This window comes from Stenotrophomonas sp. TWI819 (genome assembly GCF_039673075.1).
Taxonomy (GTDB): domain Bacteria; phylum Pseudomonadota; class Gammaproteobacteria; order Xanthomonadales; family Xanthomonadaceae; genus Stenotrophomonas; species Stenotrophomonas rhizophila_B.
In genome coordinates, this window is the sequence record NZ_JBDJKY010000001.1 from 221,782 (window position 1) to 244,654 (window position 22,873).

Consider the following 22,873-nt stretch of genomic DNA (forward strand, 5'->3'; position numbering starts at 1 on the left):
GTTGTCTTATCGGCGCGGCGGCATCAACCCGTCGAAATGCGCGCTCAGCGTCTCGATCTGCTGCTCGTGGACCACGGCCGCGACGTAACCATCCGGCCGCACCAGTACCCACTCGCCCGGCTGCAGGCCATATGCACCGGCGAAGTGTCCCTGCGTATCCCACAGATCGCCGCACTGGCCGATCACGTGGACGTGCAAGCCCTTCCGCGCCGGTGCATCGGCGCGTGTGGCTTCGTAACCAAGCAACGTCCAATGCGTACCGCGCAGCACCTCAAACAGGCGCGTTGGCTGCCCACCCGCGCCCTGCAATGGGGCGTCGGGAGCACGGCTGCCCGGCGCAATGCGTCCCATACGGGGCTCGGCCGGTAGCGAAAGCGGTGAGTCCGCGTACCCGAGATCAAGCTGCTGGACCTCCCGGCCGCGTCGATTGTCGCCGCGGCGGGCGTGGTCGAGCAGTTTCGTCGCAAGCTCAAGCATCGCGGCTGCAACAGGGCGGCGCTCTTCTTCGTAGGTCTCCAGCAAGGTCTGCGGTGCCCCCTGCAGCACGGCGGCCAGCTTCCATCCCAGGTTGTAGGCATCCTGGGCACTGGTGTTGAGCCCCTGTCCGCCGGTGGGGGGATGCGTGTGGGCGGCGTCGCCGACGAGGAAGGCCCGGCCGACGCGGTAACGGTCCGCGAGTCGGGCGTTCATCTGGTACGCCGAGGCCCACTCGACGTCCAGAACCGCAATGTCATCCCGCCCGGTGCGCTCACGTACCATCGCCGCCAGGCCCGCTGCCGAGAGATCCACCTCGCCCTCCACGGGCACCGGGGCCTGTAGCTGGAACAACGCGGTTCCCATCAAAGGACACAGCGCGATGCGCCGCGCCATGTCCTCTTCGTTGAAGGTGTGCCAGGCATCGCGTGGCAGCCCTTGCAGCACGATGTCTGCCACCACTGCACGCACGCCCAGGGTCTTGCCGGGGAAACCAATATCGAGTGCGTGACGCACGATGCTGCGGCCGCCGTCAGCGCCGATCAGATAGCGTGTGCGGAGCGTCTGCTCGCCCAGAGAGGTGGCAAGACGCAGGGTCACGCCATCGGCGTCCTGCTCCAAACCGATCAGTGCATGCCCGAAGTCGACCCGGTGCCCCAGCGCGGCGAGGCGGCCGCGCATCACGCACTCGGTCAGGAACTGCGGCACCATCAGCGGCCGCCGATAGGGTTCGGCGGGTGTGGCTTGCGACGCCTCCACCATGACCGTGTCCGTATGGGTGCCATCGGCGTGATGTGATCGGGAGACAGGGTAGGCCCCGCCCGCCGCGAACAGCTGATTGACGATGCCCATGTCCTCGAAGACCTCCTGGCTGCGCGGCTGGATACCTTTGCCGCGTGAGCCGTGGAAGGGTCGGTCACGCTGCTCCAGCAGCCGGAATGCCACGCCGCGGCGAGCCAGTTCGATGGCCAGGGTGAGGCCGGCAGCGCCAGCTCCACAGATCACTACATCAAGGTTGTTGCTCATGCCTCGCTCCAGCTGCGTGTAATATGCACGTACGTGGAGGAGATGCTATGCCCGTGAAAAAGAGGGTGCAAGATACACATAATTCGGCCGAGCTGAAGTCGCTGCACCTCTCCATGGTCAGCCTTGCCAGCGTGATGAACCGCCCGCGCAATGATGAAATGCTGATCCAGGCCGCCGGCCTGAAGCTGGACCAGGCGCTGTTCCGCCTGCTGGTGATGATCGAGCGGGTCGGCCCGATCGGGGTGGTGGATCTGGCCGACCGGCTGGGCCGCGATTACACGACCATCAGTCGCCAGGTCGCCAAACTGGCGTCGATGGAACTGGTCACGCGTCGCGGCAATCCAGAAGACCGTCGCATCCGCGAGGCGACCATCGCGCCGAAAGGCAAAGACATGACGGATCGGCTGGACGCGGCCCGCGAGCGGATCGGACGGGAGATCTTCGCCTCATGGTCCGCGCAGGACGTATCGGAGCTGGTGCGATTGATGGCAAAGTTCGCCGGCGCGCTGGAATCCCGTGAGCGTGAGTCGTAACGGTACACCCAGCCAGCCTGCGTTGCCGCGCCCGGCATCTTGATCCCGCTGTTGGAACCTCACAAGGCATCACATATGAAGCGATTGTTGTTACTCGGGGTGCTGCTCGCCGTGTCCTCAACTGCCCATGCCATCGTCATCCGGCATGACGTGGATGATGCGAAGTATCGCGTTCCCGCTACCGAGTTTCCCGCACTCGTGGACATGCCCGGCGAGGGTCACGGCGCGCTGATCGCACCGCAGTGGGTGCTGACTGCCGCGCACACGCTGCCGATGCATGCTGACCTCAAGCAGGTAGTGATCAACGGAGCGGCCCGGGACGTCGAGCGCGTTGTCGTCCATCCCGGCTACAGGACGCTGCCGCAGACATTGATCGATCAGGCGATGGCCAGTGGCGAGGCAATGTTGATCGTGGTGTTCCTTGCATCGGGCGACGATGTTGCGTTGATCAGGCTGAAGGCGCCGGTGACCGACGTTGCGCCTGTGGCCATCTACAGTGGCACCGACGAGGCCGGTCAGATCGCGAAGATTCTGGGAAAGGGGGCTACGGGGACGGGCGCCACCGGGCATTCTCCCAGCGGCCCCAATCGCACCGAGCTGCGGCGCGCGTTCAACACGATCACCAGTGCCTACGACCGCTGGCTCTGCTATGTCTTCGACGAACCGCCGCAAGCGCTGCCCCTGGAAGGCGTGCTGGGCAACGGTGACAGTGGTGGCCCCGTGCTGATCGAGCGCGATGGTCAGTGGCTGCTGGCCGGGCAGGGCGCGTGGAAGGTCGTCCAGGGCAATGTGCTGACCGCCCGGCCCGGGCGCTATGGGCAGGTCACCTGCAATGTGCGTGTGAATCACTATCGTGACTGGATCGAGCGCATCATGGCCGAACCGGCGCAGACAACCGCAGTTGGTTGATCCAGCCCATTGCACGTCCTGCCAGTGGCGAGCGCCTGCATGCGGCATGCGGCATGCAGTGCGTGACGTGTGGGCCATCCGTGGCCGACACGCGACACGCTGGTCTGATCAGCCCGCCTGACCCAACCGCACCTTCAACTGATCGATCTCCGCCTCGCTGACGCCGATGGACTTCAGATAGCCCTCGGCACCGCCGTACTGCGTATGCAGAGCGGCGAGAAACATCTCCATGTTCTCCGGTGCGGTGCCCGACATGCCGGCCATCTTCCTGCCGATCTCCGGGTTCTGCTTGATCAGCTCCATGATCTGCGCGTTCATCGCGCTGTCCTTGGGCTGGCCTTCGAGGTAGTGCGCGGAAATCGCATAGTTGTGCACGATGTCCGCCCGGGACACACCCGCCAGGTCCAGCAGCAGCCCGGCGATGATGCCGGTGCGGTCCTTGCCGGCGGTGCAGTGGAACAGCACGGTGCCGTCGCGCTCGGCGGCGATGCGCTGGAAGACCTGCTTGAATTGCGGCTGGCTGTGATCCAGCCACTGCACATAGGCTGCGCCCAGCGAGTCGGGGAAGGTGGTCATCATTTTCTGCAGGTCCATCTTCTCGGTGCCCATCAGCGAGGTGCGCTGGTAGGCGAAGCGCGCGTCGCTGGCCAGCAGGTCCGGCGACTGCGCCTGCTCATCGGCGGTACGCAGGTCGATATCCAGCGTGACACCGGCAGCGGCGAGTGCGTCGCGGTCGGCCGCAGTCAGACGGCCCAGGTCCGAGGTGCGCACGAAGGCGCTGGCCGGGATCGGGCCATGGCTGCCTTGCAGGCCCGCAAAGGTGCGCGTGTTCCAGGCGCCCTGCAGCGCGATGACGCGCTGCGCGTCGGCGGCGACCGGCTGCACGTTGGTGCTCGCCGCGGTGGCGGGCGCGGCGGCGGTATCGGTGACGGGCGAGCGGGCCAGTGCGAGGCCGGCGCCAGCGAGCATCGGCAGGCTGAGGGCAACGGCAAGGGCAAGGTGGGTGCGGCGAAGGTTCATCGGGATCTCCAGGGCGATCAGAAGTTGACGGTGACGTCCAGGCCGTATGTGCGCGGGTCATTGAAGATCCCGCTCTGGCCCAGTGAGGCGTTGTTGAGCTTGTAGAACAGGTGTTCTTCGTCCAGCAGGTTGCGCGCCCACAGTGAGACGGCCATGGTCGAGCCCGTGCTGTTGAGGGGGACGTTGATCAGGGCGACACGGGCGTTCACGATGAAGGAACTGTCGGTGAGCATCTGGTCGTACTCGCTGGTGTAGTAGCCATCGGACCAGTTGCCGTCCAGGTGGAGCTTCAGCGCGGAGAAGTTGGCGAACGGCACCAGATAGTCCAGCGACACGCTGCCGGCGTTCTTCGGCGCCAGCAATGGCTGCACCGTGACCTGCACGCCGGCACCGAACGGGTCGACCGCGCTCTGCGCATCAATGCGGGTGTAGGCGTAGTTCAAGCCCACGGTGACGTTGTCCACCGGCATCACGCTGAACTCCAGCTCCGCACCGCGTGAGGTGCCGTTACTGAGCGCGTTGGTGGTGACCATCGTGGTGCGGGTTTCACCGCTGTTGGGATCGAACGGCAGCGAGAAATCCATCTGCTTGTGTTCGATCTTCGAATCGAACAGGGCCAGGTTCAGGCGCGCGCGGTTGTCCCAGAACTGCGACTTGAAGCCGAGCTCGATCGCCGTCACCTCTTCGGGCGCAAAGGCGGTATAGGTGGTGGAGCGCGAGTTGGCGCCGCCCGCCTTGAAGCCGGTGCTGTACTTGGCATACACCATGGCGTTCTCGCCGAGGTCATAGGCGATGTTCACCATCGGATCGAAGCGGCCCCAGGCATCATCGAAGGCGAGATCCTTGGCGGCGCCATTGACGATGTACAGGCTGCCCTTCTTGTCATCGCGCGTGTAGCGGCCACCGGCGGTCAGGTGCAGGCGTTCGAGCGAGGCCGGCGTCCAGGTGGCCTGGCCGAAGATGCCCAGGCTGTCCGTCCACGCCTTGCTGGCGCGGTCGATGCGCACGTTGCCCAGGTTCAAGGGGTTGGTGGCGGGGTTGACGGTGTAGCTGTTGCCGCCGGGGCCCCACAGCAGCATGTTGGGCGTCTGCGCGTTGTCGCCGGCGGTTTCGTGATAGTAGAAGGCACCGGCCAGGAACTGCACCTGCGAGGTGGTGCCGATCAGCTGGAATTCCTGGCTGTACTGGTGCTGGTAGACCTGGGCGAGGCTGTAGCGGCCGAACGGCGTGTTGGGGCCGCCATAGGCGGAGATCGCGTCGACCAGACCCATGTCGAACTGGCCTTGGGTCAGTTCACGGTAGGAACTGATCGACTTCAGTTCCAGACTGTCGCTCAGGGTCCAACCAAGGTTGAGAAGATGCCCGCTGGTACGGCCGATGTTGTCTTCCTGCGGGCCACCGAGGATGGCGGAATCGCGTCGATCCCCGCTGGCGCCGGCCTTCTGCAGCGGGCTCACGTAGGCGCCCGGCACCAGCAACTGGGTGTGGTACGGCGTGGTGGCATCGTAGGAGCGGTCGAAGGCATACAGCGCGGAGAAATCATCGCTGGGCTGCCACAGCGCGCTGAAGCGTGCGCCGCGCTTGTCGTAGCTGTTGAAGTCGCGCTCGCCGCGCATCGGGTTGTCGGTGGTACCGCCGCGTTTGGCCTGCACGGCGTCGATCTTGAAGCTCACATCGCCCACCTTCGGCAGGTCCAGGTGCAGGCCGGTGGTGTAGCCGCTGTAGTTGGAGACGCCGGCGCTGACGCTGCCGCCAAACTCGCCGGTGGGCTGTTTGGTGACAATGCTGACCGCGCCGCCTTCGGTGTTGCGGCCGAACAGGGTGCCCTGCGGGCCCTTCAACACTTCGATGCGCTCCACGTCATACAGCATGCTTCCCAGGCCCTGCGCGCGGCCCATGAACACGCCATCGACATACACGCCGACGCCGGCATCGCGCGCCGGCTGGTTGGCGTCACCGGAGGCACCGATTCCGCGGATGCCGATGTTCAGCGCCGAGCTGCGGGTGGCGAACGGGGTGACACGCAGTGAGGGGATCGAGCCATCGGAGAGGCTGCCGATCGAGATCGCGCTGCGATCCTTCAATGCTTCGGCATCCACCACGGACACGGAGATAGGGGTGTCCTGCAGATTGGTAGCACGCTTCTGGGCGGTGACGACCACCTGGTCCAGCGCGACCACGTCGCGGGCGTCGGTATCGGCGGTAGCGACGGGGGCGGCGTCATTGGCCACGGCGAGGCCGGGCAGGGCGGTAGCGATTGCAAGAGCTAACAGGCGGCGGTGCAGCTGGGCGTGGCGCATCGGGTTCGTTCACGGGAGGAGGGGGCCGGCGCAGTCTGTGCGCGCAAAATGACAGATGAATGACCGTTCATTCAGTGTCCGGTTGTCGTACCATCACCCTTCAACTGGACGCCATCTACGACGAGCAATGACGCTTACCCCCCTTTCCGGCGCCCCCGCCGAAGACGCTGCAGCCGTGCGTGCCGAAGCGCAGCGCCAGCGGATCCTGGATGCCGCGCAGCGCTGTTTCATCGCCCGCGGCTTCCATGCCGGCTCGATCAGTGACATCGCCGCAGAGGCGGAGATCAGCCAGGGCCTGATGTACCGCTACTTCGAGAACAAACGTGCGCTGATCCTGGCGCTGATCGAACGACAGCTCACTTACGACCAGGACGCGATCGGCCACATGCCGGCGGCGGCCGATCTGGTTGACGGACTGCTGCGTTGCTACCAGCTGTGGGCGCGCGGGGAGACGCTGGAAACCCGTGGCAATGCCATCGCCAATGTCGCGCTGTATGCGGAGATCACCGCTGAAGCGCACCGCGATCCGGTGGTCGCAGACGTGCTGCGCCGGCACGACAGGCAGACCAGCGCGGCCATTACCGGCTGGCTTCGGCAGCACGACATCGCGCGTGGTCGCACGCTGGAGGACGCCGATCTGGAACGGCGGACGTTGCTGATGCGGTTGCTGGTTGAGGGGCTGGCGATGCGCGCAGTGCGCGATCCAGACCTCGCGGCGGAGACCGTGCGGGGCCTGCTTGCGGTGGCAATTGCGAGCGTGCTGGGGGAGTGAGGTACCCGCCGATCAGGGTGATTTAACAGGACGGTACAGCGCCTTACGCACACTGGTCCGGTCTGCAATGCCCCTTATGCACCCGAACCGGAGATCCCATGTCCTTCAAAGCCCTTCTTGCGACCAAAAACGGTGACGCCATCAGTGCTGGCGTCGTCGACCTGACCGAGCAGGACCTGATGCCTGGCGACGTCACCGTTGCCGTGGAGTACTCCACGGTGAATTACAAGGACGCGCTGGCGCTGAGCGGCCGTTCGCCGGTGATCCGCACCTTCCCGCTGATCCCCGGCATCGATCTGGCCGGTGTGGTCGAAACCTCCACTCATCCCGGCTTCGCGCCGGGCGACCGTGTATTGGTCAACGGCTGGGGCTTGAGCCAGACCCACCATGGCGGCTATGCGCAGAAGGCGCGTGTGCCGGGCGAATGGCTGGTGAAGATTCCCACGGCGTTTTCCAGCCAGGAAGCGATGGCCATCGGCACCGCCGGTTACACCGCGATGCTGTCGGTGCTGGCGCTGGAGCATGGCGGCGTGTCACCGGATCAGGGTGACATCCTGGTCACGGGCGCCAACGGCGGTGCCGGGTCCATCGCGATCGCACTGCTCTCCACGCTGGGCTACCGGGTCGTCGCGTCGACCGGCCGACTGGAGGAATCTGCCTATCTCAAGGAACTCGGTGCGGCAGAGATCATCGACCGCGCGACGCTGTCCGGGGCCGGTGCGCCGATCGCCAAGGAGCGCTGGGCCGGTGCGATCGATGCGGTGGGCAGTCATACCTTGGCCAACGTGCTGGCGCAGACCCGCTATCGCGGTGTGGTGGCTGCATTTGGTTTGGCCCAGGGCGCGGATCTGCCGGGCTCCGTCCTTCCCTTCATCCTGCGCAACGTCACCCTGGCGGGCATAGATTCGGTCAACGCGCCCTATGCGGCCCGCGAGCAGGCATGGGGGCGACTGGCCACCGATCTGGATCTGGGCAAGCTGGCCCGTACTACACAGACAATCGGCCTGGCCGACGTTCCGGCGCTGGCCGAGCAGGTGCTGCAGGGGCGTGTGCAGGGCCGCACGGTAGTCGACGTCAACGCGTGATCCTGCCGCGCCGCACGCGGGCGAGGGGCTGGGGTTCCAGCCTCTCGCCAGTGCGCTAGGCCGAAGGCGGGTGGGGGCCCGGCAGCTGCCTGACCAGCTGTTCGGCCATGGCCTTGTAGATCGGCACGCGGCAGACCAGCCCGGAGACGCCGCGCGCGATCAGGACGGTCGCCAGAATGGGCAGCAGCAAGTCGCTGCTGTCCGTCAGTTCCAGCGAGATGACCGCAGAGGTCAGCGGGGCCTGGGTCACCCCGGTCAGATAGGCGCACATGCCCAGCAGGACAAAGATGCGCTCATCGACGGACGGCATGATGGCGGCAAGGTTGTGTCCCAGCCCGGCACCGACGGCCAGTGCGGGCGAGAACAACCCGCCCGGAATGCCGGCAACGTACGACACCAGATTGGCGAGAAGTTTCATCAGGCCGAATTCGTGCCCGACGGTTGCGCCACCTTGGACCAGTCCCTTGGCCTGCTCGTAGCCGGTACCGAATGCACCCGCGCCGAAGGCAGCACCCAGCAGCACCAGCGCGAGCCCGCACAGGGCGGCCAGCAGCACCGGGTGCCGCTGGCGCAGCCTGCCCAGCCACCGCGGTCGGCCCGCCATGGTGAGCAGTACCGCCTTGGCGAACACGCCACCGAGCAGGCCTGCGACCGTGCCGCACACCAGGATCGCCAGCCATGCCTGGCCCAACGGGAGCGTGGCACTTACTTTGCCGAAGTAGGTGTAGTTGCCGAGCAGGCCAAGCGACACCACGCCACCGACGATGACCGCAGTGAGCAACGTGCCTGAAAAACGGTGCTCGAAGCGGCCACTGAGCTCTTCAATGGCGAACACGATGCCGGCCAGCGGTGTATTGAACGCGGCGGCGATACCGGCTGCGCCACCGGCCAGCAGGAAATGCGACAACTCCTTCGGGTCACGGAAGCCGAACCAGCGACCGAACATGTACATCAGGCTGGCACCGACGTGCACCGTGGGGCCTTCACGGCCCACCGATGCACCTCCGAGCAGGGACAGTGTGGTCAGCGCCAGTTTGCCGGCCGATACCTTCAGCGAGAGGTTGTCGCGCCGGAACTCGGGCGTGGCAACGTCCAGTGCGGCAATCACCTGTGGAATCCCGCTGCCACGCGTCGGCTTGAGTGCGCCACTGGTCAGCCAGGCCAACAGGGCGAACACCGCCGGCGTCACCAGCAGCGCCCACCAGATCGAATGCGCGATGATCCACTGGAACACCCGGAAGGCCGCGTCGCTGGCCTTGGCGAACACGATGGCGACCAAGGCGACGGCTACCGCGCCGCCCCACAGCGCCGCACGGCGCTTCCACGCGTCCCTGGACAGGAGCGGGCGTTGAGAGTCCGGTGAAGTCATGAACCACATTGTCTCACGGGGGTCTGGCAGGCTTTTTCACCCAATCTGTCGGTTGGGAGATCGCCATGGATTACCGTCGCCCGGTGAGCATGGAGGTGCCGAAGATCAACTGCTGGGCCATGGGCCGGCCTTTCGGCGGTTCCTTCCTGCCAAGTGAGAGACGATCAGCGATGCGTGGTCAGGACGGCGTCGGCCAGTAGAGACTGTCCGGCGTCGAGCGCGCGCCGAAGATGGCCTGGCCCACACGCACGACGGTGGCGCCTTCTTCGATGGCGATCTCGACGTCGCCGGACATCCCCATCGAGAGTTCCTCCAGACTGATCCCCGTCGGAAGCGTGGGGCGCAGCCGTTCGCGCAGCTCGCGCAGGCGCACGAAGCACGGCCGCACCTGTTCCGGATCGGGCGAGAACACTGCCAGGGTCATCAGCCCGCGCACGCGCAGGTTCGAAAACGCGGGGAGCTGCTGCACGAAATCGGCGACCGCGATCGGGTCCAGGCCGTACTTGCTGTCCTCGCCGGAGGTGTTGACCTGCACGAACACGTCCAGCGTGCGCTGCTCCAGTTCCAGGCGCTGATCCAGTGCCTGCGCCACGCGCAGGCTGTCCAAGGCCTGGAACTCGCTGGCGAAGCGCGCCACGTCGCGCGCCTTGTTGGTCTGCAGGTGGCCGATCACCGACCAGCGCAGGCCAGGCAGGTCGGCCATGGCGGCGGCCTTGCGTTGCGCTTCCTGCACTTTGTTCTCGCCCAGCTCGTGGCAGCCAGCGTCCCACGCCAGGCGCAGGCGGGCTTCATCGACCGTCTTGCTGACCGGCAGCAGACGCACGCTGGCCGGGTCGCGGCCGGCCAGGGCGCAGGCGCGTGCGATGCGCTCGCGCACCGCCGCCAGGTTGCGGCGGATCTCATCGACGGTGGTGGCCTGGGGCCAGGTGGGGGCAGCAATGGGCATGAGCACTCCAGAAGCGGGGACGGCTGCTGCGCGGTGGCGCGCGTGCAGGACGGTCCCATGACAACGGCTAGGGTGTCATAGCGCTATCTGAAAATCACCGCCAGCTTGCTCAGGGCGCGGCAGCGGAGTGCGGACTGATGTAGTGCGTCTGTTCGTCGTCGTTGAGAAAGATCAGCTCCGGTTTGCCCTGCCAGGAGGTCAACATCGCACCGGTGCTGTTCTGATGCTTGACCACGAGCGTGGCGCCGCGGTCCGGGTTGGCCGTGACCTTGAACACCTCGGTGGTACCGCTGGCATCGTCCAGGGTGAGGATGGCCTCATCGCCGACATCGACAGTGCCGTAGCCGCCGCGCTCGGAGCCATCGGCGCCCAGCAGGATCAGGCCCGACAGCGGTGATGCGCGTGGCCCCTGGGTCACTCCCTTGGTGAGCGGATCGGGGACCGGCGCGCCGAGGATCACCCGTGCCTGGCCCGTGGCATCGCGGATCACCAGGCCGCGTGCGGTGATGACACGCTCATCGGACTGGCTCTGATGCAACTGCAGCGCGGTCCAGCCGGAGACAGCCAGGGCGAGGCTGGAAATGACCAGCGTGGTGACAGTCAACGCGCGCGACATGCAGTTCTCCGGATCCTTGGAAGGCTGCGACCATACCGGATAGGCCATTCACGACACCAGTCGGAAAAGTCTGGAATTGCATTCAGAGCGTGAAGTCGGTCACGGGATGGCTCAGCGGAAATCGCGGCTGTGGGTGCGCACGCCGTCGATCAGGGGGTCGATGTTGTGCATCTGGCGGACGATCAGGTGCTGCACACCGTCCACGCGTTCGAGCCGGCCATCGATCTGCATCAGTTGGGCTTCGACCAGCACGCGGTGCTGGCGGTCGGCGATCTTGCGCCAGACCACGGCGTTGACCATGCCGCATTCGTCTTCCAGGGTGAGGAAGGTGACCCCGCTGGCGGTCTGCGGGCGCTGGCGCATGCGCACCAGCCCGGCAAAGCGCACGCTGCGCCCGTGCGGCAAGGTGGCCAGTTCGTCGGAGCGGTGGCAGCGGCGTTGGCGCAGCTGGCTGCGGATGAAGGAGACCATGTGCCGGCCCAGCGTGGTGCCGGTGGTGTTGTAGTCGGCCTGCATGTCCTCGAAGGCGCTGGGCAGCGGCAACGGGACGGCGGCTTCGGCGGTGGCGCGTGCAGCCTCGAACAGCGGCAGCGGCTTCTCCACGCCGGAGACGTCCCAGCGCGCGCGATGGCGATGGCCGCTCAAGCCCTTGAGTGCGCCGGCATCGGCCAGCAGACCCTGATGGCGACGGTCCAGCTGCGCGCGCTGGCTCAGGTCGGCCACGCTCTCGAAGGGCGCGCGCTGGCGAGCCTGCACCACGCCGGTGGCGACCGCCTCGCTGAAGCCATCGACCAGACGCAGGCCCAGGCGGATGCCGAACGGTCGGCCCGGCGAGGTGGGCGGCACCAGCGTGCAGTCCCAGTCGCTGTAGCGTACGTCCACCGGCAACACCGGTACGCCGTGGCGACGCGCATCCTGCAGGATCTGGTCCGGCGTGTAGAACCCCAACGGTTGGCTGTTGATCAGGCTGGCGGCAAACGCGGAAGGGTGGTGGCACTTGAGCCAGCAGCTGACATAGGTGATCAGCGCGAAGCTGGCCGCATGGCTTTCCGGGAAGCCATAACTGCCGAAGCCTTTGATCTGCTCGAACAGGCGCTCGCCGTATTCGCGGCTGTAGTTGTTGGCGGCCATGCCGGCGAGCAGTTTGTCGCGGTGCGGCTCCAGCCCGCCGTGGCGCTTCCACGCGGCCATCGAGCGGCGCAGTGCGTCGGCCTGCCCGGGGCTGAAACCAGCGGCGGCGACCGCCAGCTGCATCACCTGTTCCTGGAACAACGGCACGCCGAGGGTGCGTTTGAAGACCTTCTCCAGCTCGGGCGGGTAGTCGACCTCTTCGATGCCTTCTTCCTTGAGCTGCTTCCGTCGGTTCAGATACGGATGGACCATGTCGCCCTGGATCGGGCCGGGGCGCACGATCGCCACTTCGATCACCAGATCGTAGAAGCAGCGCGGCTGCATGCGCGGCAGCATCGCCATCTGGGCGCGCGACTCGATCTGGAACACGCCCAGGGTGTCGGCGCGGCAGATCATGTCGTAGGTGGGGCCATCGCCGGAGGGGATATCGGCCATGCCCATCTTCGGCTCGCCATGCGCTTCCAGCATCGCCAGGCATTTGCGCACGGCGGTGAGCATGCCCAGTGCCAGGCAGTCCACCTTCATCAGCCCGGTGACATCCAGATCGTCCTTGTCCCACTGGATCACGGTGCGGTTGTCCATGGCCGCGTTCTCCACCGGCACCATCGTGGACAGGGGGTGTTCGGAGATCACGAAACCACCCGGGTGCTGGGACAGGTGGCGCGGGAAGTCGACCAGTTCGGCGGTCAGGGCGACCACGCGCCGCATCAGCGGGGTCTCCGGATCGAAGCCGCGCTCGCGCAGGGCCTCGGGCAGTGGCTCGTGGCTGCTCCAGCGGTCCAGGCAGGCGGCCAGTTCGTTGACCTGGTCTGGCGGCAGGCCCAGTACCCGCGCCACATCTCGCACCGCGCTGCGGCCCCGGTAGCTGATCGCCACGGCAGTCAAGGCGGCGCGTTCGCGGCCATAGCGGTTGAACACGTACTGCAGCACTTCCTCGCGGCGTTCGTGTTCGAAGTCGATGTCGATGTCTGGCGGCTCGTCGCGTTCGGCGGAGATGAAGCGCTCGAACAGCAGCGCCATCTCGCTGGGGTCGATCTCGGTCACGCCCAGCACGTAACACACCGAGGAATTGGCGGCCGAGCCGCGGCCCTGGCAGAGGATCTGCTGGCGGCGCGCGAACCGCACGATGTCGTGCACGGTCAGGAAGTAGGACTCGTACTGTTTGGTGTGGATCAGCGCCAGTTCGTGTTCGATCTGGTGGCGTTGCTGGGGCGTCTCGCCCGCTGGCCAACGCCATTGCATGCCTTCTTCCACCAGCACCCGCAGCCAGCTGGCCGGGTCGTGACCGGCCGGCACCAGCTCGCGCGGGTAGGTGTACTTCAGTTGTTTAAGATCGAAGTGGCAGCGCTCGGCGATGCGCACGGTTTCGGCCAGCAGCTCGGGCGGGTACAGCGTGGCCAGGGCCTGGCGGGTACGCAGATGGCGCTCACCGTTGGGGAACAGGCGCCAGCCGGCTTCGCCGAGCGTGCAGTGGTGGCCGATCGCGGTGAGGGTGTCCTGCAGCGCGCGGCGGCGGCGCACATGCATGTGCACATCACCGCTGGCCACCAATGGAATGCCCTGGTCGCGACCGAAACGACGCAGGCGCTGCAGGCGCGCGCGGTCGTCGGCCTCGCGATGCAGTTCAACCGCCAGCCACAGGCGCTGCGGGAAACAGGCCTGCAGCCACTGCGCATCCTCGATCCCGGGGCTGGGGGCGACCCACAGGCACAACAGGCCCGCGTGCAGCTGTTCCATGTCGCTGCGCAGGCAGCGGTACTCGCCCTTGGGCGCGCGCCGGCGGCAGGTGGTGATCAGCTGGCACAGCGCGGCGTAGCTGCCCTGGTCGGTGCACAACAGCACCAGTTTCGGGCCATCTTCCAGCTGGAATTCGGCACCGGTGATCAGGGGCAGTGCGTGCTTCTGCGCCGCCTGCCAGGCGCGCACGATGCCGGCCAGCGAGCACTCATCGGTGATCGCCAGCGCGTGGTAGCCCTGGCCCTTGGCACGCGCGAACAACTCCTCGGCGATGGACGCGCCGCGCTGGAAACTGAAGGCCGACAGGCAATGCAGCTCGGCGTATCCGGGCAGCGGTGCGCTCATGCGAACCAGCCGTGCAGCATGAACGGACCGCTGCGTGCATCAGCGGCGGTATAGGCCCAGCCGCGCTGGCCTTGCGTGGTTTCGACCACGTAATAGTCGCGGCGGATGTCGTCGGCATCCCACCAGCCCGACTCGATCCGCTCCGGCCCGGACAGGATGCGCAGGTGTGGGTCCTGCAGCGCCTGCGGCTGGGCCAGCAGCCAGCCCGGGCGCATCGGCAGTACCGGAGGCGGAGCCTTGGGTGCGCCCTGGGCGTCACCGGTCGCGCGTTCGGGCCGATGATCGGCGCGCAGCCCCAGCCCCTGCACGGCGTCATCGCCGAGCCGGGCGCGCAGGCGCTCGCGCAGCTGTTCCCACGGCATGGCCTGTTGCGGGCGCGGGTCGAACAGATCGCGTGCGGCCGGCACGAACGGTGGCAGTTGCTCGGCCTGGAGGCGCAGGCCGCGGCTGCCGGCCGGCAACTGCAGATGATCCACGCGGTTGCGGGCCAGCTCGAACAGCATCGCCGGTTCGCGCTCGGGCGCGAGCAGGCCGATCGAGAGCCGCGTATCGGAGTGGTGTTCGTGTTCGAACCACAGATCGAACTGCAGCACGCCGCCATCGCGCGAGCACAGGAACGCGGCCAGATCGGCGGTCAGACGCCGCAACGGGAACAGCATGGCCTGGGTGGATTCGACCTCGTACTCGAACTCGATGCGCGCATCGAAACGGTCCGGCGGCTGGAAGTAGCGCAGTGGCGGCGTGCTGATCCCGCGCAGCGCATCCAGATGCGCCAGCACCTGCGGCGGGAAGCGCCGGGCCAGGCTCTCGCGCGGCAGGCTGAACGCCGCGCCCAGCGTGCGCAGGCCCGAGCGCGCCAGCACGGTGACCGCTTCGACCGGCAACCCGCTGCGTTCGATCGGCACCTGTGCCAGTGCGGCATCCAACTGATGTGCATCCACGCCGAGCCGGCCATGCACGCGGGCCAGCACGCTGGCGGCATGCGGATTGGGTGCGGCCACCAGCCGATGCCGGAAACCCAGTTCGGTCAGGCCACGGGTGAGCCGCTGCTCGACCTTCGGCCAATCACCGAACAGCGCGCGGCTGGCCCGGATCTCCAACGCCATCGCATGCGGAAAATCCAGGCTGACCTGCGAGCTGATGCCGTACAGCCAGCTGGCCAGCAACTGGCGGGTGGACTGCTCGGCGCGTGGGTCGTACTCCACGGTGAGCATGTCGCGGGTGAGTACCTGCGCGGCCGAAAGCAGCATGCCGCGGCGCAGCCCCCGCTGCCGCGCCGAGGGACTGACCGCATGCAGTACGCGCCGCTGCGCCGGGCCGGTGACCAGCACCAGTGGCGCGGCCGGGTCCGGTTGCTGGCGCAGGGCAGCATCCAGCGCCAGGTGCGGCAGCAGCAGGCAGGCCCAGTCCATGGCGGCGGCTCAATGGGCCACGGCCAGCGGCAGCGGCTGGGCCGGTGCCAGCCCGCCACGGCATTTGAGGACCCGCACCTGGCCATCGTCGAGCTGCAGGCGCAGCGCGGCCGGGGAGGGATTGCGCGCGTGCCGGGCATCGCGGAAGGAAAAGCCCAGGCACTGGCCGGTTTCGGCCGCCACCTGCAGCCGGCGCAGCGCCCGGTCATCGGCCTGCTGCGGCCAGCACAGCACCGCCGCGCAGGCGGCCGAACGCAGGCATTGTTCGGCAGCCCACAACGCATCGCGCGGGCTGGCCTGGACCACCTGCACCTGGCTCAGTGCCAACCCGGCGCGGGCCCAGGCCGGGGCATGCGGCAGGTGCGGCGGGGCGATCAGCACCACGGTCTGCTGTTGCTGGCTCAGCCGCGCCAGCGTCGGCCAGACCAGGGCCAGCTCACCGACCCCGGGCGAGGCCAGTAGCACCTCCGACAGCGCCGAGGGCGGCCAGCCGCCGCCGGGCAGGCGGGCATCCAACGCGGGGTGCCCGGTCGGATGCGGGGCCACCTCCGGGAAGGCCGCACGTGGCTGCCCCCGCCAGACCCGACGGGTCTCCAGCAGCCGGTCCAGGGCCAGCACGGCGCCCATCAGCGGGCCTCCCGGCAGGGCTGGAGCAGGCGGAAACGGGTAGGAAACAAGGGCATGGCGGCGAGTATCGGCAGCACGCGTGTCAAAGGCTGAGACCGACAATCCTACCCGCAATTAGTAAAAATGCTAACGAATTCGACGGCCGGATTCCGAACCGGTTGAGGGTGCTGAATGCTTCAGGAGAGCGGAATGGCAGCGCGCCAGATGGGATGGCCACGCGCGTGATGGAGGGCATCCACGCATGGCGTGGATCTACTCAGCGCCCCTGCGGATCGGGCCGGTGGTGCACGTACTCGACCACGGTGCCATCCGGATGCACGGCGTTGAAGGCCGCGCCAGTGGGCACGACCTGCAGCGGGAAGATGATCTGCGCCCCGGCCGCCACCAGCCGGTCGTAATAGGGCTGCACGTCATCCACCAGCAGCGTGCCGGTGGTCGAAGTGAACGGGGCCAGCTTGTCCGGCGCGCCTTCGATCAGCAAGAACGCCCCGACCATCGCCAGGCGCAGGCCGGCCTCGGGGAATGGAAAGCCCGCATCGGCCACCACGCCCTGCAACTGCTCGTAGAACGCCACCCGTGCTTCCAGCTCGCCCGGGCCGACGAACACCCGGATCAGCACCCGGGGGTTGCGTTGCCGGGAGGTGTCGTTGCGGTCGCGCCAGAGTTGATCGAAGTGGCGGTGTGGGGGCATGCGGTGACTCCGGGACGTGAGCGGTCATTATCGATCCGCGATCCACCGGGAATCGGGCAGGGCTCATGACCACCGGTGATGGCGTGATAACCCGGCATCGCCCACCACACCACCAGCGCGAGCAGCGACACACCGGCACCCGCCGTGCAGACCCCGGGCCAGCCGAACGCGGCATACAACGCACTGCCGGCCAGCGCACCCAGCCCGCTGCCGGCAGCGTAAAACAGCATGTAGGCGGCGATCACCTGGGCCTGTGCGTGCGCGGCTGCGGCCAGAATCCGGCTCTGGTTGGTCACATGCAGCGCCTGCACCGCCAGATCCAGCAGCAGCACGCCGAGCACCAGCCAGCCCAGGTGGTGGGACATCGCGGCGATCGGCAGCCAGTTCAGCAGCATCAACCACAGGCCACCGGTGGTGATCCGCCTGGCATGGCCCCGGTCACTCCAGTGCCCACTGCGTGCCGCCGCCAACGCACCGAGCAGGCCGACCAGCGCGAAGGCGCCGATGGCGGTGTGGCTGAGGGTATACGGCGGTGCGCTCAGTGGCAGGCTCATGCTGCTCCAGAACAGGCCGAACACAGTGAACAGCAGCAGGCCCAGCATGCCGCGCTGGCGCAGCATCGGCTGTTGCTGCAGCAAGGCGATCAACCCGGTTCGCGCGGTGGGGGGCGTCGAGACCGGCAGCCGTGGCAAGCGTGCCCACAGCAAGGTGCCCGTCACCACCATCAGCGCCGCCGAGAGCAGGTACACCGCCCGCCATCCGCCGAGATCGGCTACCGCACCGGCCACGACGCGTGCCAACAACAACCCGACCACCACGCCCGCCTGTGCGGCGCCGACCACGCGACCGCGCTCGTGCTCGCCTGCAGTGGCGGCGGCATAGGCGATCAACCCCTGGGTCATCGCGGTGCCGAGCAGGCCGACCATCAGCATGCCCAGCAGCAGGCCCCAGGCCTGGGCCGCGAGCGCGACGGCCAGCAGGGACAGCACCAGGCCACCGGTCTGGATCGCCATCAGGCGGCGACGGTCCATGCGGTCGCCCAGCGGGACCACCCACAGCAGCGCGGCGACCGAGCCCAGCTGAGTAGCGGCGATCACCGCGCCGATGCGGGCGGTGCTGATCTGGAGATCGGCGGCCAGGGCGTCCAGCAAGGGTTGGGCGTAATAGACATTGGCCACGCTCAGGCCGGCGGCGCAGGCAAACAACAGCAGCAGGGCGGACGGGAGGCGGGAGGCACTGGGCTGGGCGATGATCGCCATCATTGAGTCTCAAAATAGAACCAGTTGATTCTGGGGTATCTGGTTCTAAAATAAAACCCGGAAAGGAGCCCGCTCATGACAACCGATGCCACTACCTCCTGCCCGGTGGGGCGCGCGCTGGATCTGGTCGGCGACCGCTGGTCGCTGCTGATCGTGCGCGAGGCCTTCGATGGGGCGCGCCGTTTCAGTGACTTCCAACGCCGCCTGGGGATGTCGCGCAGCATGCTCAGCCAGCGCCTGCAGGCCTTGCTGGAGGCAGACGTGCTGGCCCAGCAGCCCTTGGGCGAGGGCCGCGGCTATCAGGAGTACGTGCTCACCGAGCGCGGCCGCGCGCTGTTCCCGCTGGTGGTGGCGCTGCGCCAATGGGGCGAGGCATTCCTGTTCGCGCCGGGCGAGCCGCGCTCGGTACTGCAGGCCGCCAGCGATGGATTGCCGCTGGCACCGATGCAGCCGCGCGACCAGCGCGGGCGGGTCGTGGAGGCCGCCGCTACAGCGGTGATCAAGCCGGTTTCGGCGTAAAAGGGAGCGCCCCTGGCGTCTCAAATGTAAGCATCCTGTTGACAGGCATGAACAGGCTCGGACACTCTTCGGGGGTGAGGCGCTGGTCAGGGCCTCCCGGGTGGTGCGGCTGTCACGACGGGCGGAGGGGCCTGGACGTAGCCGTCATCGCCTTGCGTTGTAAACGGTTCCGCGCGCCCGCGCGTGGTTCCCGCCGACATGGCGCTGCACCCTTCTGCGGCAAGACTCCCTGGATTTATTGCGCAAGCAAAGGTGTTTCGTCCGCTCATGAAAACGATTTCAAAGCCCCTGGCCCTGACGGCCGCCATCGCGCTCTCGCTGAGCGCTTCCGCCTGGGCTGCCGCCCCGGTCGCCACCACCGACGCGTTCACCGTGCTCACCCTGGAGCAGACTCCGGGCGATCTGGATGCGGCCGTGGTCGCCGCCCAGCTGGAGAAACTGCAGGTCGACGCACTGACCGTGCGCAACGTGGAGCGCCGCGCCGATCGCGTGGATCCGCTGCAGGGTCTGGCCGATGCGTTGGGCTACCACTATCGTTTCGTGACCGCCGATCCTGCCGCCGCGCAGCAGACCGGCAGCGTCGTGCTGACCCGCCTGCCGATCGAGGCCGAATCGGGCACCGAGCGGCCATCGCTGAATTACCTGCGCCTCAACGATGGCCGCCACGTGGTCGCGCTGTACACCAGCGCCGCCGATGCCGCGGCACTGCCGCCGCTGGTCACCGGGTCGCGGCTGGGTGCACCGGCCGTGCTGCTGGGTGCGGTCAGCGCCGATGCGGCCACCACCGCGGGCTTTGATCCGTCGCGCGTCGCGCTGGAAGCCAATGAAAGCTACTTCAGCGATGGCTTCCAGTCGGCCACGTCGGCGGCGATCAAGCTGCGCACCCATGAGGGCAAGAAGGGCACCACCGCAGCCACGTTGCTGACCTTGGGCTATGCCGCGCCGGTGGGTGGCGACACGCCGTGGATGGACACCGGTCTGAATGCCGATGCCCGTGCCAAGGCGCTGGTCGCGCAGATGACCGTGGACGAAAAGTTCCAGATGCTGCACAGCTACTTCGGGCTGGGCAAAGACGGCGGTCCGCTGCCGGAAGGCGCGGTCGGTTCGGCCGGTTTCGTGCCGGGCGTGCCGCGCCTGGGCATTCCGGCGCAGCAGTCGGCCGATGCCGGTGTCGGCGTGACCAATCCGGGCGGCCTGCGCAAGGGTGACCATGCCACCGCGATGCCGTCCGGCCCGTCCACGGCCTCCAGCTGGAACCCGGATATCGCCTTCGCTGGCGGTGCCACCATGGGCCGCGAAGCCTGGCAGCAGCGCTTCAACATCCTGCTGGCCGGAAGCGTCAACCTGCAGCGCGATCCGCGCAATGGCCGCAACTTCGAATATGCCGGTGAAGATCCCCTGCTGGCCGGTGTGCTGGTCGGTGAGTCGATCCGCGGCGTGCAGAGCCAGCACGTCATCTCCACGATGAAGCACTTCGCGCTCAACGACATGGAGACCTCGCGCAATTTCCACAGTGCCGAGATCGGCGAGCAGGCGATGCGCGAATCGGACCTGCTGGCCTTCGAGATCGCCATGGACATCGGCAAGCCCGGTTCGGCGATGTGCTCGTACAACCGCATCAACGGTACCTACGGCTGCGAACACGATTACCTCATGAACGAGGTGCTCAAGCAGGAATGGAAGTTCCCCGGTTTCGTGATGTCCGATTGGGGTGGCGTGCACAGTGGCTCCAAGGCGGCGCTGGCCGGTCTGGACCAGCAGTCGGCCGGTGAAGTGTTCGACAAGGCGGTCTATTTCGACGAACCGCTGCGCCTGGCCGTGGCCGGTGGCGTGGTGCCGCAGGCGCGCCTGGACGACATGGTCGGCCGCATCCTGCGCACCATGTTCGCGCACGGTAACTTCGATCTGCCGCCGGTGCATGAGCCGATCGATGATGAGGCCGGCTTCCACGCCGCGCAGCGCACCGTTGAAGAAGGCAGCGTGCTGCTGCGCAATGCCGATGATCTGCTGCCGCTGGGCAAGGACGTGCAGCGCATCGTGATCATCGGTGGCCATGCCGACAAGGGCGTGATCGGTGGGGGTGGTTCGTCGATGGTGGGTTGGACCGCGCGGGGCACCAATGCGGTGCCGGGCGTGATGCCGACCACCTGGCCGGGCCCGGTGATCTTCCACCCGTCCTCGCCGCTGGAAGCGCTGCGCGCCGAGCGTCCGGATGCCCGCATCGATTACGTGGATGGCCGCGATGTGGCGGCCGCCGCGCGCGCTGCCGCTGCCGCCGATGTGGCCATCGTGTTCGCCACGCAGTGGTCGGCCGAATCGGTCGATCTGCCGCACATGCAGCTGCCGGACAACCAGGACAAGCTGATCGCCGGGGTGGCCAAGGCCAACCCGAAGACCGTGGTGGTGCTGGAAACCAATGGCCCGGTCGAGCTGCCGTGGCTGCAGCAGGTGCCGGCCATCCTGCAGGCCTGGTATCCGGGCATCCGGGGCGGTGAAGGCATCGCCGCGCTGCTGACCGGCAAGGTCAATCCGTCCGGTCGCCTGCCGGTGACCTGGCCGACCGATGTCAGCCAGCTGCCGCGCCCGCACGTCAACGGCCTGGGCTTCAATCCGAAGAACAAGCCGGATGACACCATCGACTACGACATCGAAGGTGCCAACGTCGGCTACAAGTGGTTCGCCGCCAAGGGCCTGACCCCGCAGTACGCGTTCGGCCATGGCCTGTCCTACACCAGCTTCGGCTACGACAACCTGCAGGTGGTGGTGGAAGGCCAGCGTGTGGTCGCCAGCGTGGACGTGCGCAACACCGGCAAGGTCGCTGGTGCGGACGTGCCGCAGCTGTACCTGCAGCTGCCGCAGGGCAGCACCACGCCGATCCGCCTGATCGGCTTCCAGAAGGTGACGCTGCAGCCGGGCGAAAGCCGCCGGATCCGCATCGAAGCCGAGCCGAAGACGCTGGCCAGCTTCGATACCGCTGCCAAGCAGTGGAAGATCGCCGGTGGGCAGTACGAAGTGCAGCTCTCGCGCGCGGCCAATGCACCGGTGCAGCGCGTGCCGCTGGAGCTGGCCGAGCAGGTGGTCCGCTGAGCTGACGGGCAGGGCACGACCGTGGGTCGTGCCTCCGGTCACCCCGGCAGATGCTCGCGCAGGTGCGCCAGCAGCAGCCGGACCCGGCGCGAGGGCTGTGCAGTGTTGGGAAACACCGCATAGACGCCCTGGCGCGGGAAATGATGACGGCGCAGGATCGGCAGCAGCCGGCCCTGCGCCAGATCGTCATCGATCAACCACTGCGGCAATACCGTCGCGCCGGCCCCGGCCAGCGCGAATGCGCGCAGGGTGGAGGCGTTATCGACCGTAACCACCGCATGGGCGGGGTTGCAGGCAAACAGCTGGTCGCTGCCATCGGGCGCCACCAGCGGCAGATCCGCCAGGCGCGGATATCCCAATCGTGGCAGCGTACGGACCCAGTCCGGGTCATCGCGCGCGGCATCATCCGGCAGCGTGGACAACAACGACGGCGCGGCGACCGCGCACAGCGCGTGTTCGTCCAGCAGAGTCGCGCGCAGCTGCGAGTCCTGCAGCCGCCCCAACCGGATCGCCAGATCGAACCGCTCGGGAATCAGGTCCGCCGGCGCCGGTGAGGTGGACAGGTGCAGGCGCAGCTCGGGATGCAGGGCGCGGAAGGATTCCAGCACGGGCACGACCCGGGCGATCGCATACTCCGGCGTGGTGGTCAGCCGCAGCGTGCCACGCAGCTGCAGCTGTTCGCTGCGTGCCTCCTCGATCGCCAGCTCGGCAGTCGCCAACAGGGCAGTGCAGTGCTGGTAAAAGCGTTCGCCGGCCTCGGTCAGTGCCAGGCTGCGGGTATTGCGCACCAGCAGGGTCACGCCGAGTTCCTGCTCCAGTCGCTTGAGATTGAAACTCACCACCGCGCGGCTCTGGCCGAGGCGCTGCGCGGCCGCGGTCAGGCTGCCGGCATCGACAATCGCCTTGAAGGTCTCGAAGCGGTCCAGGCTGACCATGGCGGCGCTCTGACTGTCAAAAAAGGTTTGACAGTCTTGCATCCGGTTGCCCGTATATCCAGCCGCCGCCAACGCGCATG

Annotated in this window: 17 protein-coding genes and 1 pseudogene; 6 read left to right on the forward strand and 12 right to left on the reverse strand. The window is 67.4% G+C overall.

Going from position 1 to position 22,873, the window contains the following annotated elements; all coding sequences use genetic code 11:
• Positions 1–6: 6 nt before the first annotated feature.
• Entirely contained in the window at positions 7–1,500 is a 1,494-nt protein-coding gene (locus ABE463_RS01040) for an FAD-dependent oxidoreductase (RefSeq protein ID WP_346466925.1), read from the reverse strand.
• Between the two features lie 65 nt (positions 1,501–1,565).
• Between ABE463_RS01040 and ABE463_RS01045 the strand changes: the two genes are divergently transcribed.
• Together ABE463_RS01045 and ABE463_RS01050 are read left to right on the forward strand one after the other, a co-directional pair.
• Positions 1,566–2,033 (forward strand): MarR family transcriptional regulator, encoded by a 468-nt coding sequence (locus ABE463_RS01045; RefSeq protein ID WP_346466926.1) that lies wholly within the window; start codon positions 1,566–1,568, stop codon positions 2,031–2,033.
• A 75-nt stretch (positions 2,034–2,108) separates the two neighbouring features.
• On the forward strand, positions 2,109–2,942 hold the full coding sequence (locus tag ABE463_RS01050) for a trypsin-like serine protease (RefSeq protein ID WP_346466927.1): 834 nt from the start codon (positions 2,109–2,111) through the stop codon (positions 2,940–2,942).
• A 108-nt stretch (positions 2,943–3,050) separates the two neighbouring features.
• Here ABE463_RS01050 and ABE463_RS01055 read toward each other — a convergent pair whose 3' ends face one another.
• A complete protein-coding gene (locus tag ABE463_RS01055) occupies positions 3,051–3,962 on the reverse strand; it encodes a tyrosine-protein phosphatase (RefSeq protein WP_346466928.1) in 912 nt (303 codons plus the stop codon).
• Positions 3,963–3,979: 17 nt separating this feature from the next.
• Positions 3,980–6,262, reverse strand: a complete 2,283-nt coding sequence (locus tag ABE463_RS01060; protein ID WP_346466929.1) for a TonB-dependent receptor — start codon at positions 6,260–6,262, stop codon at positions 3,980–3,982.
• Between the two features lie 127 nt (positions 6,263–6,389).
• Between ABE463_RS01060 and ABE463_RS01065 the strand changes: the two genes are divergently transcribed.
• Together ABE463_RS01065 and ABE463_RS01070 are read left to right on the forward strand one after the other, a co-directional pair.
• Positions 6,390–7,034, forward strand: a complete 645-nt coding sequence (locus ABE463_RS01065; RefSeq protein WP_346466930.1) for a helix-turn-helix domain-containing protein — start codon at positions 6,390–6,392, stop codon at positions 7,032–7,034.
• 98 nt (positions 7,035–7,132) lie between these two features.
• Positions 7,133–8,119 carry an MDR family oxidoreductase gene (locus ABE463_RS01070; protein ID WP_259259810.1) on the forward strand — a complete coding sequence of 329 codons (987 nt, stop codon included), beginning with the start codon at positions 7,133–7,135 and terminating at the stop codon, positions 8,117–8,119.
• A gap of 91 nt (positions 8,120–8,210) precedes the next feature.
• Here ABE463_RS01070 and ABE463_RS01075 read toward each other — a convergent pair.
• From ABE463_RS01075 to ABE463_RS01110, 8 genes and pseudogenes are all read right to left on the reverse strand, one after another.
• Positions 8,211–9,497, reverse strand: a pseudogene (locus ABE463_RS01075) (chloride channel protein); the annotation flags it as partial.
• Positions 9,498–9,666: 169 nt separating this feature from the next.
• Positions 9,667–10,434, reverse strand: coding sequence for a YggS family pyridoxal phosphate-dependent enzyme (locus ABE463_RS01080; RefSeq protein ID WP_346466931.1), 768 nt, complete (start codon positions 10,432–10,434; stop codon positions 9,667–9,669).
• 109 nt (positions 10,435–10,543) lie between these two features.
• Positions 10,544–11,050: a hypothetical protein gene (locus ABE463_RS01085; protein ID WP_310443673.1), complete on the reverse strand. Its 507-nt coding sequence runs from the start codon at positions 11,048–11,050 to the stop codon at positions 10,544–10,546.
• Between the two features lie 111 nt (positions 11,051–11,161).
• Positions 11,162–14,263 (reverse strand): error-prone DNA polymerase, encoded by a 3,102-nt coding sequence (locus ABE463_RS01090; protein WP_346466932.1) that lies wholly within the window; start codon positions 14,261–14,263, stop codon positions 11,162–11,164.
• Positions 14,260–15,675, reverse strand: a complete 1,416-nt coding sequence (locus tag ABE463_RS01095; RefSeq protein WP_346466933.1) for a DNA polymerase Y family protein — start codon at positions 15,673–15,675, stop codon at positions 14,260–14,262. The genes ABE463_RS01090 and ABE463_RS01095 overlap by 4 nt, the downstream gene beginning before the upstream one ends.
• Positions 15,676–15,684: 9 nt before the next feature.
• Positions 15,685–16,302, reverse strand: a complete 618-nt coding sequence (gene imuA, locus ABE463_RS01100) for a translesion DNA synthesis-associated protein ImuA (protein ID WP_123729486.1) — start codon at positions 16,300–16,302, stop codon at positions 15,685–15,687.
• Between the two features lie 256 nt (positions 16,303–16,558).
• Positions 16,559–16,993 carry a VOC family protein gene (locus ABE463_RS01105; protein WP_346466934.1) on the reverse strand — a complete coding sequence of 145 codons (435 nt, stop codon included), beginning with the start codon at positions 16,991–16,993 and terminating at the stop codon, positions 16,559–16,561.
• Positions 16,915–18,252, reverse strand: coding sequence for an MFS transporter (locus tag ABE463_RS01110; protein WP_346466935.1), 1,338 nt, complete (start codon positions 18,250–18,252; stop codon positions 16,915–16,917). The genes ABE463_RS01105 and ABE463_RS01110 overlap by 79 nt, the downstream gene beginning before the upstream one ends.
• A gap of 75 nt (positions 18,253–18,327) precedes the next feature.
• On the opposite strand from ABE463_RS01110, the gene ABE463_RS01115 reads away from it, so the two are divergent.
• Both ABE463_RS01115 and ABE463_RS01120 read left to right on the forward strand, forming a co-directional pair.
• Positions 18,328–18,771, forward strand: coding sequence for a helix-turn-helix domain-containing protein (locus ABE463_RS01115; RefSeq protein ID WP_346466936.1), 444 nt, complete (start codon positions 18,328–18,330; stop codon positions 18,769–18,771).
• 267 nt (positions 18,772–19,038) lie between these two features.
• Positions 19,039–21,858 (forward strand): glycoside hydrolase family 3 C-terminal domain-containing protein, encoded by a 2,820-nt coding sequence (locus ABE463_RS01120; RefSeq protein WP_346466937.1) that lies wholly within the window; start codon positions 19,039–19,041, stop codon positions 21,856–21,858.
• Between the two features lie 38 nt (positions 21,859–21,896).
• On the opposite strand, the gene ABE463_RS01125 is transcribed toward ABE463_RS01120, so the two are convergent.
• Positions 21,897–22,793, reverse strand: a complete 897-nt coding sequence (locus ABE463_RS01125) for a LysR family transcriptional regulator (RefSeq protein WP_346466938.1) — start codon at positions 22,791–22,793, stop codon at positions 21,897–21,899.
• Positions 22,794–22,873: the final 80 nt, after the last annotated feature.